The organism is Microcoleus sp. Pol11C3 (assembly GCF_036701485.1).
Classification (GTDB): Bacteria; Cyanobacteriota; Cyanobacteriia; order Cyanobacteriales; family Microcoleaceae; genus Microcoleus.
In genome coordinates this window covers 1-14,141 of the sequence record NZ_JAUBQW010000016.1, presented here as the reverse complement: position 1 = coordinate 14,141, position 14,141 = coordinate 1, and the positions used below count along the sequence as shown (strand labels likewise).

Here is a 14,141-nt window from a genome sequence, read left to right as displayed (position 1 = left end):
AATCCCTGTGGAACAGGCAGGATGCCTGTTCAAGACAAGCTTTTTGGGAGGTGTCTACTGTCTGTTGTTCGTTGATGAGGGCGATTTTTTCCAAGATATTTGTGGAAAACTCCCCTACGGGGTTTTATTCTCCCGTACAGTCAGTTGTCTCCAATCCTCAATCAACCATTCTTAATTATCCGCTAATAACTCATAGCTCATAACTAATGACTGATGACTGATGACCGATCGCAACCAATATTCAGTTGTCTGAAAACTCGTTCTCGCTCGTCTTGCTAGCTGATACTGCTGCTAGCTGACTCAGTACGTCCTTTAACTTTTGAGTTACCTCAACGGGCGGATCGCACAGGGGCGGACGGGTGGAGCCTACATCCCAGCCTTGAAGTTTGAGAGCGGTTTTGACGAGAATGGGATTTGTGGTGAGAAAAAGAGCTTTAAACAGGTCAAAAAGTTGCAAGTGAATCTGGGTAGCGACTTGAACTTGACCGGCCTCGAAAGCTTTGATCATCTGTTGCAGTTGCTCTCCTACCAGATGGCTGGCTACGCTAACTACACCAGATCCTCCTACCGCCAACATTGGCAAAGTTAGGGAATCATCTCCAGAATAGATGGCAAATTCAGGGGATGTCAAGCACCGAATTTGACTTGCTTGATCCAAGTTGCCACTTGCTTCTTTTACGGCCACAATGTTGGGGATTTGGGCCAATCGAGCCACCGTCTCCGGCAACATATTCTGACCCGTGCGACCGGGGATGTTATATAACATTATAGGCAATTCTGGAGCAGATTGTGCGATCACCCGAAAATGATTATATAAACCTTCTTGCGGGGGTTTGTTGTAATAAGGAACCACCTGCAAACAGCCATCTAACCCGAGTTTAGCGGCTTTTTTCGTAGCTGCGACTGCTTCTGAAGTAGAATTCGATCCGGCTCCTGCGATTACCAACGCCTTACCGACCACCGCCTTTTGTACCACCTGAAATAATTCGTACTCTTCATCCCAGCTCATAGTGGGAGACTCGCCCGTAGTTCCGCACACTACCAAGCTATCTGTACCGCGATCGGCTAAATGAACTGCCAATTGTTCTGCTACCGCATAGTTAACGCTGCCGTCTTCCTTAAACGGCGTAATCATTGCAGTCAGAACCCGTCCAAACTTTACCACACTTTCTCCGATTTTAGACTGTTGATTTTTGATTTTAAATTTTTGATTTCAGATGAAAGGTTTATCTAAAATCCCCAATTTCAATTTCCAAGTTGCCAGGATTCCCCCTAATTAGAAGCCGCCGCCACTTGGGTTCGCAACAAATTTTTTTCTACCAGCAACTCAGCTATCTGCACCGCATTTAGAGCCGCCCCTTTGCGAATTTGATCGCCCGACAGCCACATCTCCAACCCGCAGGGGTGAGAAATATCTTGACGAATCCTGCCAACTAACACCTCATCCTTACCGCTGGCTTCTGCGGGCATCGGGAAATAATTAGCTTGCCAGTCTTCTACCAGCTTAACCCCGCTTGCCTGCTTTAAGATTTCCCTGGCCTCGATCGCGCTAAAAGGCTCTGCAAACTCTAGGTTAATCGCTTCCGAATGAGCGCGGAGTACGGGAACCCGAATGCAAGTTGCCGTAATTTTAATCTGGTCCGTACCAAATATCTTCCGAGTTTCGTTTACCATTTTCATCTCTTCTTCACAATACCCTAAATCATTAATCGGGGTGTTGTGCGGAAACAGATTAAATGCTAATGGGTATGGAAATATATCTGTTTTGGGCGTTTCCCCCGCCAGAATTGCTCTGGCTTGAGCTTTCATTTCCTCCATTGCCCTTGCCCCCGCCCCGCTGGCAGACTGGTAAGTCGCTACAACGATGCGCTGTACAGGCCTAACTTTGTGAAGTGGCCAAACAGCAACTGCCATCAAAATAGTCGTGCAGTTTGGATTAGCAATTATACCTCGGTGAGCTGCTGCAGCTTGGGGATTGACTTCGGGAACCACCAGCGGTACGGTCGCATCCATGCGGAAAGCGCTAGAATTGTCAATTACCACTGCCCCGGCTGCCACCGCTTGCGGAGCCCATAACTTAGAAGTAGAGCCGCCCGCCGAAGCCAGCACCAAATCTACATTATCAAACGAGCGCGCCGAAACTGCTTCGACCGGCAGCATCTCACCGCCAAAAGGCAAAGTTGTGCCTGCTGAACGTTCCGAAGCCAGCAGCTTCAAGTTAGAAATCGGAAAACTCCGGCTGTGCAATAGTTCTAGCAACTCGGCCCCGACTGCGCCGGTGGCTCCTAAAATGGCAACTCGATAGGATTGAGACAAATTAGTTTCCTCCACAAATTAAAGTCTAAACGATCGAAATCAAAAATTTAAATAACTGCAATTCTCAATATCAAACTTAATTAATGTTATGCGACATCAGGAGCATGAGAGGATAGCAATGGTGCAGTTAACCTAAAAGGGCGATCAAACTTCCCGATTATTGCGACGTGCGATCGTACCAAATGCCAGTTTAGCATCTTTTGCCGCTCGCCCACGCCCAATCCGCATCCGGTTAAGTTTTGTGATATCTCTGCATTTTCGCAGGCGCATCCATTGACTTTAACTAGCCGCAGAGGCCGGCAAGATTGACATCACAGGGCGATATGTGCTATGGTGCATCGGCAATTAGTGGACTTAACCTCCACATTCCTAGCAGTAAAAGCTAGTATCCTCAAACCAAAACTATTTGGCAAGAGCCAAAAAAGTAGCCGGCAATGACTTACAGTCTCATCCGGTAAAGGTGTTGTAGTTGTGCCGTTACGAGTCAAAGCGTACAAAATTAAAATGCAGGCAAAGTCAGATTTGTATGTATTTTATTACACTATTGTTAAATATCAAAAAAGCCGATGAAAGTAACCCAGGAAAAACTTCCAGCTAGCCAAATTGGTCTGGAAATCGAAGTACCGTCAGAAAAGTCAAAACAAGCTTACGAGCAAGTAATTAAACAATTTGCTCGCGAGGTTAGTATTCCTGGGTTCCGCAAAGGCAAAGTTCCCCGTCAAGTTTTGCTACAGCGCCTAGGCCAGACTCGTTTGAAGGCGACGGCTTTGGAAAATTTGATTAATGATTCCCTGCAAAAAGCCCTCGAACAAGAAAAAATTGCCGCAATTGGCAGTTTTGAACTTCGCACCGAGTTTGAAGAATTACTAGCTAAGTTCGATCCAGAACAGCCTCTGATTTTTTCGGCGAAGGTTGATGTACAACCCGAAGTGAAAATCGCCCAGTACACAGGTTTGCAGCTTCAAGCAGAAGAAGCTAAGTATGATGAGGCTCAGGTAGATGAGGTACTGGCAAAATATCGATCGGACAAAGCTACTTTAATCCCCGTAGAAGGCCGGCCGGCTCAGTTGGGAGACACGGCTTTGGTTGATTTTGCGGGTAGATTTGCGGAAGCACCCGAAGGCGAAACTCCCGCAGAAATTCCCGGCGGCGACGCAGAAGACTTTCAAGTAGAATTGTCGGAAAATCAGTTTGTACCGGGCTTTATTCAAGGCATGATCGGGATGAATCCAGGAGAAACTAGAGAAGTTTCCGTGCAGTTCCCCGATGAGTATAGCAGTGAAGAATTAGCAGGAAAACCGGCAGTCTTTACGATTACTCTCAAAGAACTTAAGGAAAAAGAATTGCCGGAGTTGGACGACGACTTCGCCCAAGAAGTAAGCGAGTTTGAAACCTTAGCAGAACTGCGCGAATCGCTCGAAACTCGGTTTAAAGCAGACAAAGAAAACCAGACATCAGCTAATAAGGAAAAAGCTATATCAGCAGCCATCGCGCAGCTAATAGAAGTGGAAATTCCCGAAACAATGGTCGATCGCGAAATCGATTATTTGTTGAATCAACAAGCCGTCCAATTGAAAAATTACGGCATAGATATCAACCAACTGTTTACCGAAGAAAATATGGGCCCGATGCGGGAACGCTCGCGCCCGGAAGCAATCGATCGCCTCAAGCAGACTCTAGCTCTGGCAGAAGTAGCCAAGCTGGAATCCTTATCTGTGGAAGACGCAGAAGTAGCAGCAGAAGTAGCAAAAGTCAGAAAGCAGTTTCCCAAAGGAGATTTTGACCCCCAAAGGTTGCAGGAATTTGTAAGGGAAGACTTGCTAAAACAAAAAACCCTGAAATGGTTGGAAGAAAAAGGGACAATCGAACTCGTACCTGAAGGCTCTCTGACTCCTGCTGCTGCAGAATCAGAAGAATCAGACGCTGAAGATTCAGCAGAAGCAGCCACGAGCGTTGAAGTGGAAGTTGTAGGCGAAGAATAGAACTTAATGTGTTCAAATGTCCTAATTGGGGGCATGAAATCAACCGTGATTTTAACGGCGCACCTGATCCTTAACTAAAAGCTCCGGGTGCGCCTGATCCTTACTAAAAGCTCGGGGTGTCCACTAGAAGCAGCGATGATTTACAAGTAGGTCTTTTAACTCATTCACCCCGCGAGCCTTGCGAGTGACTCCAGCGTTGCGCCCAGCGCAGAAAGCAATAAAACTCAAAACTCCCCATTCCCCCGATATCCGTTCAGAAGAGGCATAATAGTTAAAAGCTGGCGGCTTAATTTAAAGCTTTCATCAGCAGCAGCAAATTGTCTAGAATCCTTGACTGGTGTCTTATGGTTGTATCTCAATCTTCCAATTACCTAATTACAAGCTATAACGATTTTGATGTCAGTTCCAGCCCCAGCAATGTAGTGCCGATGGTACTAGAACAGTCGGGGATGGGCGAACGGGCTTTTGACATTTACTCGCGCTTGCTGCGGGAGCGAATTGTGTTTTTAGGAACTCCCGTAACCGACGAAGTTGCTGACTCGATAGTGGCTCAGCTATTGTATCTAGATGCTGAAGACCCAGAAAAAGATGTCCAAATGTACATTAATTCCCCCGGCGGCTCGGTGACGGCCGGCATGGCAATTTATGACACAATGCAGCAAATCCGCCCGGATGTGGTGACGATTTGTTACGGTTTGGCAGCGAGTATGGGTGCATTTCTGCTGACAGCAGGAGCCCACGGTAAGCGGATGTCTCTTCCGAGTTCCCGGATTATGATTCACCAGCCACTCGGAGGCGCTCAAGGTCAAGCAGTTGATATTGAGATTCAAGCCAAGGAAATCCTTTATCATAAGCGTAAGCTGAATGAACTGCTAGCGCACCACACAGGTCAACCACTCGACAAATTAGAGGCTGATACTGAGCGCGACTTTTTTATGTCAGCCGAGGAAGCCAAAAATTACGGTTTGGTCGATCGAGTTATCGAAAAGGAAAACCTTCCGATGGCGGGAGAGAATGTCACTGCACTGAATTAAGAGGCTGTTATGTCTAAGTACGACTCCCATCTAAAATGTTCGTTTTGTGGCAAGTCTCAAGAGCAAGTACGCAAGTTGATCGCAGGGCCCGGGGTGTATATCTGCGACGAATGCGTAGACTTGTGCAATGAAATTTTAGATGAGGAGTTGTTTGATTCGAGTGCAGTGCCGGCAGCGGCGGTGGCTCCGAAGCAGGAAACGACGCAAAAGCGTCGCGCTACCTCGGGCAAAAGTATGTCGCTGAGCCAAATTCCGAAGCCGAGGGAAATTAAAAACTACCTCGACGAAAACGCGATTGGGCAAGATGAGGCGAAAAAGGTGCTCTCGGTGGCAGTTTACAACCACTACAAGCGCCTCAGCTTTATCCATGCCAAAAATAGCGGCAAGCACCCGCCGGAAGAAGTAGAACTGCAAAAATCGAATATTTTGTTAATCGGGCCGACGGGCTGCGGAAAAACTCTGCTCGCTCAGACTTTGGCGGATATGCTAGACGTGCCGTTTGCGGTGGCTGACGCGACGACGCTGACGGAAGCGGGCTATGTCGGGGAAGATGTGGAAAATATTTTGCTGCGGCTGCTGCAAGTGGCAGATATGGACGTGGAAGAGGCGCAGCGCGGAATTATTTATATTGATGAAATTGACAAAATAGCCCGCAAGAGCGAAAATCCTTCGATTACCCGGGATGTTTCTGGGGAAGGCGTGCAGCAGGCGCTGTTGAAAATGCTCGAGGGGACGATCGCCAATGTACCTCCCCAAGGCGGCCGCAAGCATCCCTATCAAGACTGCATCCAAATTGATACCAGCAACATCATGTTTATTTGCGGCGGGGCTTTTGTCGGTCTAGAGAAAGTGATAGAGCAGAGAACGGGTAAAAAGTCAATGGGTTTTATTCAGCCCGGAGAAGCTCAGCCGAAGGAAAAGCGGGCTGCTGATGTACTTAAGCAACTGGAACCGGATGATTTGGTGAAGTTTGGGATGATTCCTGAGTTTATTGGGCGGGTGCCGGTGGCGGCGGTGCTGGAACCGCTGGATGAGGAAACGCTGATGGCGATTTTGACAGAACCGCGCAATGCTTTGGTTAAGCAGTATCAAAAGCTGCTGAAGATGGATAACGTGCAGTTGGACTTTAAGCCGGATGCGATTCGGGCGATCGCCCAGGAGGCATACCGCCGCAAAACTGGAGCGCGGGCGCTGCGGGGAATTGTCGAAGAATTGATGTTAGATGTGATGTACGAGTTGCCGTCGCGCAAGGATGTTGCCCGGTGTACGATTACTAAGGAAATGGTTGAGAAGCGATCGACTGCTGAGTTGTTGGTACTTCCGTCTTCTTTACCTAAGCCAGAGTCAGCTTAAAAGTAGATATTCACAATCACTAGGTGACTCTAATTCAACTTAAAACTTTTAGGGTATTAAGAAACCTGCAAGGGCGGCCACTCTTAGCAGCGCCCCTACTACAAAAACCGGGTTTCTCGGTTTTTTTTAGTTATCTACTTACCAATCTATAAAATCATCCTCACCTAACTCAGAAGATAACTCGGGAAAATCCGGTTCAGATTCCAATCTAAAAGTTTCCGACTCCCAAATCTCCAAGTCATCCGACAAATTGACTACTTCCCCGTCAAACATATCAGCCAATTGCCTAGCCGTATTTGCGACATATTGAGCGTCATCACGCACCGCTATAGCCTGAGCGTTAAAGTCATTTTGAGAGTCTGTAGAACCGTTTGTGGGCCATCGCGATTCTGAAATTGCCGGCACATTAACGGCGGTATTTTCAGGCGCAGGCGGGTGTTTTTGTTCTTCTCGACCATTCCCCAAAAAATCATCTGTAATCTCAGAATCCGCCGACTTCTGCCCCTGTTGGCCCGCATCACTCACAGGATGAGAATTCCTGGGATTTTCGCTAATACGTCCGTTAGAAGTTGGCAAATCCTTGGCGCGGGAACTATTAGTTTCAGCGGGATTTGTCAAGCCCACTTTTACTGTTACTCGACGGTTAAAAATTTGCAAAAAAGCTTCTTCAATATTAGCTACTTTGTCTTTAACCATATTGAGCAACGGCTGCGAACTAATCTTAACATGAGCAGTATTATTGCTAAAAATTACTAGCTGTCCATGTTGGCGAAGCAGCGATTGAGTGCCATGCGGCCGCACGCGGTCAAGTACCTGTTCCCACACTCGATTTAAATCGATTTCATCTGCTGAATTAGTCGGTGAATAATTTGTTTGATTCGTTTCAGCAGTTGGTACAGGTGCGGGAATCGCAGCAGGAGGTCTGCTTTCTATTCGATTAGCCACAGGCGGCGACTGAGGCGGAGGGTTTTGCGAATTGGGAACTGAAGATTGTTCAATATTAGATATCTGACTCCCCCCCGATTGTAGGGGCGGTGCCCCCGTGCCCGCCCTGGGTTGGGAGGGGTGAATTTGTGATGGAGTAATATTTTTAGCTGGTTCGGCTGTTGGTTGCTGCTGAGTTCTAATTGCTGAGGGCAACAATCCTAACAGCGTTACTTCCAGCCACAAACGCGGCTGAGTAGTGTTTTTAATTTGCACTTCGTGGGTTTGCAAGTGTTTCTGGCCTGCCAAAATCAACTCGGCATCCCATGTGCGGGCAAAATCCCCCAATTTTTCCCAAGTTGCAGATGTTAAAGCTACTAAATCTGACCGCTTTGGTGCAGCTTTGGCTATTAGCAAATCTCGGTAAAAGCTCGCGAGGCTTTGCAGCACGATTAGCGGTTCTCGACCGCGATCCATGAGGTGGCGCGTCATGTCTATTAATGCTGTAGCGTTATCTGTATCAATAGCTTGCAGCAAATCCATTAAATCATTTTCGGGGACTGCACCGACTAGATCCCAAACTTTTTCGACTGTTACTTGACCGGGAAATAAGCTCAGTTGGTCTAGCAAACTTTCGGCATCTCGCAGACCACCTTGGGCGATTTGAGCAACCATTTGTACTGCATCGCTAGCAATATTGATGTTTTCTAATTGGGCAATTTTGTGCAAATGAGCAATCATTGCATCGAGGGGGATGCGGCGAAAGTCGAACTTTTGGCAACGAGAAATAATAGTTGGTAATACTCTTTGGGGGTCGGTTGTTGCGAGGACGAATACAACGCGATCGGGCGGCTCTTCTAATGTTTTTAATAAGGCATTAAATGCCTGGGTACTGAGCATATGAACTTCGTCGATTACATATACTTTATAGCGGCACTGTACGGGGGAAAATTGAGCTCGTTCGATCAAATCCCGAATGTTATCTACTCCAGTGTTGCTGGCGGCGTCAATTTCGATGACATCTAGTGTCGAACCTCGGGCAATTTCTTGGCAAACGTTGCATTTGCCGCAGGGTGTGGGGGTGGGGGCAACCGTAGAAATACAGTTGAGGGATTTGGCGAAAATTCTGGCACTAGAGGTTTTACCGGTGCCTCTGGGGCCGGTGAATAGATATGCTGGTGCTATGCGCTCTTGTAGGATGGCGCTGGTGAGGGTTTGGGCGATCGCCTCTTGACCGACTAATTCGGCAAATGTCTGAGGGCGATATTTGTGGTGCAGGGGTTCGTAGGTCACGATCGAATATTGGTGGTATTAGCTGTAATCTTAGCTAAGGAGACGTTATTCGATCGCACCACAGCTCGACTTTCACAGCAAGCCACCCGGTGGGCTTGCACGGCGGGAGTGCGCCTACAGTAGGAATTACACCCTCCTAACGTCCGCCCCTCGATCGTCCGGGCGATCGGCTGTTCTGCTTGATGTTTTCCGCTGCTCGCTCCCAGAGTTACTATTAATTTATGTGTATTTCTTTTTATTTTGCTAGAAACGGAGACCGCCGAACAAACATTTTTTTAGCTGTATTGGTATAATATATTACAGACAATTCACCATTTCTATTGGTCAGTACCAGCACGCGATTTTCCGATATTTCGGAAACCTGCTTGCAGTTAAAGATAAAGTATTAATTAGAGGGTGCGTGCTCCGGTTGCAGAAATCCAGTTGTACCAAGATGATGGTGGAATGATGTCAATGTTGGTTCATCCCATTGCACTACCAGCTCTACTCTGGGGTTCTGTATAAATATAGCGTCAAATTTTACCCTTTAAAAGCCCATGTCAACCCAAATAATCCTTGTAGAACCAAGGTTGGCAGTAGCCTCTCCCAAACCTAAACAGGCTAAACCCGGACATCCGTCCTCAGACCAACTCTTCATGGGAGCCTCGGGATTACTGTTGTTATTGCTTATCGGTTTAGCGGTGTTTACCAAGCTAAAACTCGACGGTTTGAGCAAAAAGCTCACATTTGAAGAGTTTAGAAATCGAGAACTCCAGAAAAAATACAAAATGGCTCTGGAAACCATCTCAAAAATGGAAAAGAATCCCGACCTGATCCACTCCCGAGACTTTAATTTAGACTACCTGAGAATGCGGATGGCGGAAGAAGTTTTTCACTTTGGCATTGTGAACCAGATTAAGCAAAAAGTCAAAGAAAAAATTAGTATTGCCCTGCGTCCGACGCAGAGTGCGGTGGGAGAGAAAAACGGGAATGCCGGCAGCGGCAGGCAAGTGGATTCGATGTTTGATATCGAATACGAAACTGGCGATCCCGCAGTAAAAATAGAAAAACGAGTGCTGTTTCGGATTCAAATTAAGCTGATGAAACTGCCGACTCAGGCAACATCGGCGACAATTAATCAAATTATTGACTGTTTGGAAACTTATCTGAGTCCTTCAGACGATCACGACAGTTGGCAGCCGACAATTCAAGGTCGCATAGTTCATATTGAGTGGGATCAAAAAGCCAAGCCGACGCCGATGTTGGTGCTGGAACAGTCGAATGAAGGGGTGAATGTTACCTTTAGGACTACGAGAACGCCTGCCGGCAGACCTGCAAATGAGACTGAGGGCCAGTTGGCAGTAGCGAAAAGCTCAAAAAGTGGCAAAAGTAGTTCTAAAAGTCCAGCCAAAGGTGGGACAAAAACTCCTGCTAAGGTAGGAGGAAAGCGTCCCGGTTCTCGGAAATAAGTTTAGGTGGATTAATTATTTTATTTTCCCGAAAGAACGCCTGTTGTAGCGGCTGTTGATGTATCTTGTGCGAGGTAGCCGTCTTCCATGTGAATAATGCGATCGGCTATATCTAAAATGCGGTTGTCGTGGGTGACAAGCAAAATAGTGCAGTGTTGTTCTTTGGCCAAACCTCGCATAATTTCTACCACATCTCGACCCGATTTACTGTCTAGGGCTGCTGTGGGTTCGTCTGCTAATACTAATTTCGGCTGGCTGACTAACGCGCGGGCGATCGCAACTCTTTGTTTCTGTCCCCCAGAAAGACTGTCCGGGTAATAATCTATTCTTTCTCCCAAGCCTACAGCTTGCAGCATTCCCTCTATTTTATCATTAGTTTCTTGGGGAGAAAGATGACTGTGCAGTTCTAAAGACATTTGCACATTTTGCCTAGCTGTCAAGCATTTGAGCAAATTGTGACCTTGGAAAATATAGCCGATGTCGCGGCGGACTTTAACTAATTTATTTTTCGGCGTTCCCCGCAATTCTTGGTCGAGAATTTTCAGACTACCTTCTTGGATCGAGCGCAAAGCTCCAATCAAGGTTAATAATGTTGTTTTACCAGACCCTGAAGGCCCAGTCATCAGCACGATTTCGCCCGGATAAATTTCGAGGTTGATGTTAAATAATGTCTGTTTGCGAAGTTGTCCTTCGCCAAAGGAATGATTGAGATTTTTAATTGAGACAACTGGTAAAGTATTCATTGGTAATTTGTAGCTGTTAATTCGTAATTTATTATTGGTATTTCCTTCTTCCTTTCTTCTTTCTTCTTCCTTCTTCCTTCCTTAAAAAATATCCGCCGGGTCAGCCGCCTGCAACTTCCTAACTGCGATCGCCCCCGACACAGAACACATAACAACTGTCATTGCAAAAACAGTTCCAGCTTTCATCAAAGTCATGTACATCGGCAAACTCGTAGCACTTCTCCCTAAATGGTACAGCAGCAGAGAAACCCCAAACCCCGGCAAATAACCAAGAATTGCCAAAATCAAAGCTTCTTGAAACACCACACCCAAAAAGTAAATGTCCCTATATCCCATCGCCTTTAGCGTAGCGTATTCGGGTAAATGATCGGTAACATCCGTATAAAGAATTTGATAAACAATCACTATCCCAACGATAAATCCCATTGCCGCGCCGAGAGTGAAAACAAATCCGATTGAGGTACTTTCCTGCCAATATTTTTTTTCAAAATCTACAAACTCTTCTTTAGAAGAAATTCTCACATCTTTCGGCAAAGTTGCCCTCATTTTATCAACAACAGCCTTAACATCTGTTCCCGGCTGCAAGTGAACAATACCTATATCAATTAAACCTCTTGTCCTGCGCGTCGAAAAAATCCGCATAAAGTTCAAATCGCTGGTGACAAGATTTCCGTCGGCACCGAAAGAGGCCCCTATAGTAAATAAACCATCTACCCTAACGCGGCGATTGTCAACTTCAGTTTCAACAACTTTTCCCTGTTTGAAATATTCCACTACCGGCCCAAACTCCGGGCGGGAAGCTTGGTCAAATAAAACCACATCCGAAATTTTGATTTTGTCCAAATTATTTTGGATTTCAGGCATATCAAAGATGGGATGAGCGGGGTCAAAACCGATTACCATCAATTGCCGAGTATTGCGCTGGTTGGGGTCGGGGTTTTTCCACAATCCAAAGCCTAAATATACGGGACTAATGGATGTAACGCCGTTAAAGCTCAAGGCTTGATACAAGCGACGCTGAGGAAAACTTTTCATGGCTATTAAAGCCGTAGATTGAGTGCTGGTGATAAAAATATCCCCTTTTAACTTCGCGTGAAAGGTGATGGAGCTTTCAAAGAGCGCGTCTCTAAATCCGAACTGCATAAACATCAGCAAGTCGGCAAATCCAATGCCGGCTAGCGCGATTACTAAGCGCATTTTTTCGCGGGTTAATTGTGCCCAAGCTAGTCGTATTTTTGCCATATTCAGTCTATTTTAGATTTGAGATTTTGGGTTTGGGATTGAATAATTTTAGGAGTTAAGCACGGGTGTTGAGAAACCTGGTTTTTTACCCTTATATTTGATTAAAACCCTTAATCTCGGTAAAAAACCCGGTTTCTTGAGTCCCCATGCGTAAGTCCTGTCAACGTAAAAGTTAGATATCTATTTTGACTTCAACCTGCAAGTTTGTTAGGGCTGCAACTTGCTTGCTAGATTCTGGATTGAGGCGAATTCTTACTTCGATAACTCTAGCATCGGTATCGGCGGCGGGGTCTGTATTGAGGACATCTTTTTTGCCTATTTGTTTACCGATGCGAGCGACTGTTCCTTCCAAAGTGCCTGCAAATACTGGGCTGCTGACTGTTGCGCGCTGGCCGTTTCGCACTTTTGCGATGTCGGTTTCGTAAACTTCTGCTACGGCGTACATTTGATCGGTACCGCCTAGTTCTACGATGCCATCTTGAGTGTTGACACGTTCTCCTTGTCGGCTGTGAACTTTGAGGATGTAGCCGGATACGGGTGCTTTGACGTAACTTAAGTTTAAGTCTACTTGAGCTTTTTGTTTGGTGGCGATCGCACTTTCGACGGCTGCTTGGGCGGCTTGCACGTCTTCGGGACGGACTTCGGCAATTTGGTCTAGATTTGCTTTGGCTTGATTGATTTGTTCTTGGCCAGTTTCTGCTTTTTGTTTTAGTATTGCTTCGGCTTGATTGATTTGTTCTCGTCCTGTTTCTATCTTTTGATTTAAGGTTGCTCTGGCTTGGTTAATTTCCTGCCTACCTGTTTCTAACTTGCGTCTGAGATTGGCTCGGGATAGATTGATTTCCTGCTTGCCTGTTTCTACTGTTTGTTTGACTGTGGCTTTAGTTTCGACTATTTGCTCTTGCAGTGTTTGCACTGTTTTTTCTAATATGGCTTCAGATTCTCTGACTTTTTCACGAGCCGTATCTACACTTAAGCGCTTTGTGTCATAAACTGAAGCAGAAATTGCACCTGTTTCGGCTAGTTCTTTATTGCGTTGTTGCTCGGCTTCGGCGTTTTTCAATTCGGCTTTTAGCCGATCGACTGTAGCGTTCTGAGAGGCTATTTCGCCGCGCAATTGAGCTTCTAGCCGAGCTAATTTGGACTGCTGCACCTCTGTTTCTCTTTCTAGTTGTGCCTCAAATTTGGCAAGATTAGCTTGTTCGGCTTCGGTTTCTCTTTGCAATTGTGCCTCGAATTTGGCGACGTTAGCTTGTTCGGCTTCCGTTTCTCTTCGCAGTTGAGCTTCTAAGCGGGCGACATTGGCAGCTTCGCCTTCGGTTTCTCTTTGACGTTGAACTTGAAACTTGGCAACTTCTGCTTTCCCGGCGCCGACAACGCCTGTTTTTGCACCTGCTTGAATTTTTGCTAATTCTGCTTGTTTGACTTTGACTTCTTTGTCGGCTTGTTGGAGGATTGCTTGGAGTCGATCGCGCGTATCGAGAACTGCTATGATTTGTCCTTGACTGACTCGATCGCCCTCTTCCACCTGCAACAGTTCAATTCTTGCTCCCTCAGACGCCGAAGGGGCAGACAATTTGATAACTTCCCCCTGCGGAGTCAACCTACCCAAAGCTGTAACGCTGCTGCGGGTGGCGGCGGGAGTTGCAGCCGCCGCAGCAGCCGCCGCCTTTAATTCTTCGGCTTTTCTAATTTGAGATACTTGCCAAAAACCGACTCCTGTGGTAATTAGGGCTTGCTGAATAATCGATCGCAAACTATGAATAGGAGCGACCGATATATTCAAACTCAACTAAAGATAAGGCT

At 46.5% G+C, this 14,141-nt stretch carries 10 protein-coding genes; 4 read left to right on the top strand and 6 right to left on the bottom strand.

Annotation, left to right across the window (positions count from 1 at the left end; translation table 11 throughout):
• Positions 1 to 241: 241 nt before the first annotated feature.
• Positions 242 to 1,165: a 4-hydroxy-tetrahydrodipicolinate synthase gene (gene dapA / locus QUA40_RS06500; RefSeq protein WP_333123000.1), complete on the bottom strand. Its 924-nt coding sequence runs from the start codon at positions 1,163 to 1,165 to the stop codon at positions 242 to 244.
• Positions 1,166 to 1,272: 107 nt separating this feature from the next.
• Complete coding sequence (locus QUA40_RS06495; RefSeq protein WP_333122997.1) at positions 1,273 to 2,316, bottom strand: aspartate-semialdehyde dehydrogenase; 1,044 nt, start codon at positions 2,314 to 2,316, stop codon at positions 1,273 to 1,275.
• Between the two features lie 566 nt (positions 2,317 to 2,882).
• On the opposite strand from QUA40_RS06495, the gene tig reads away from it, so the two are divergent.
• From tig to clpX, 3 genes are all read left to right on the top strand, one after another.
• Positions 2,883 to 4,298: a trigger factor gene (gene tig, locus QUA40_RS06490; protein WP_333122995.1), complete on the top strand. Its 1,416-nt coding sequence runs from the start codon at positions 2,883 to 2,885 to the stop codon at positions 4,296 to 4,298.
• Positions 4,299 to 4,642: 344 nt separating this feature from the next.
• Positions 4,643 to 5,332: an ATP-dependent Clp endopeptidase proteolytic subunit ClpP gene (clpP, locus tag QUA40_RS06485; protein ID WP_333122992.1), complete on the top strand. Its 690-nt coding sequence runs from the start codon at positions 4,643 to 4,645 to the stop codon at positions 5,330 to 5,332.
• A 9-nt stretch (positions 5,333 to 5,341) separates the two neighbouring features.
• The gene (gene clpX / locus QUA40_RS06480; protein ID WP_172188019.1) at positions 5,342 to 6,685 is read left to right on the top strand and encodes an ATP-dependent protease ATP-binding subunit ClpX; all 1,344 of its coding nucleotides are present in this window, start codon (positions 5,342 to 5,344) and stop codon (positions 6,683 to 6,685) included.
• 138 nt (positions 6,686 to 6,823) lie between these two features.
• On the opposite strand, the gene QUA40_RS06475 is transcribed toward clpX, so the two are convergent.
• Positions 6,824 to 8,902 carry a DNA polymerase III subunit gamma/tau gene (locus QUA40_RS06475; protein ID WP_333122987.1) on the bottom strand — a complete coding sequence of 693 codons (2,079 nt, stop codon included), beginning with the start codon at positions 8,900 to 8,902 and terminating at the stop codon, positions 6,824 to 6,826.
• Positions 8,903 to 9,438: 536 nt separating this feature from the next.
• Between QUA40_RS06475 and QUA40_RS06470 the strand changes: the two genes are divergently transcribed.
• Entirely contained in the window at positions 9,439 to 10,350 is a 912-nt protein-coding gene (locus tag QUA40_RS06470; RefSeq protein ID WP_333122984.1) for a hypothetical protein, read from the top strand.
• A gap of 20 nt (positions 10,351 to 10,370) precedes the next feature.
• Here the strand turns inward: QUA40_RS06470 and QUA40_RS06465 are convergent, their stop codons facing one another.
• The 3 genes from QUA40_RS06465 to QUA40_RS06455 all read right to left on the bottom strand — a co-directional run bounded on the left by QUA40_RS06465 (position 10,371) and on the right by QUA40_RS06455 (position 14,121).
• On the bottom strand, positions 10,371 to 11,093 hold the full coding sequence (locus QUA40_RS06465; RefSeq protein ID WP_333122982.1) for a DevA family ABC transporter ATP-binding protein: 723 nt from the start codon (positions 11,091 to 11,093) through the stop codon (positions 10,371 to 10,373).
• Positions 11,094 to 11,174: 81 nt separating this feature from the next.
• Positions 11,175 to 12,335 carry an ABC transporter permease DevC gene (devC, locus tag QUA40_RS06460; RefSeq protein WP_333122980.1) on the bottom strand — a complete coding sequence of 387 codons (1,161 nt, stop codon included), beginning with the start codon at positions 12,333 to 12,335 and terminating at the stop codon, positions 11,175 to 11,177.
• A 172-nt stretch (positions 12,336 to 12,507) separates the two neighbouring features.
• Positions 12,508 to 14,121: an HlyD family efflux transporter periplasmic adaptor subunit gene (locus QUA40_RS06455; RefSeq protein WP_333122978.1), complete on the bottom strand. Its 1,614-nt coding sequence runs from the start codon at positions 14,119 to 14,121 to the stop codon at positions 12,508 to 12,510.
• Between the last annotated feature and the right edge of the window lie 20 nt (positions 14,122 to 14,141).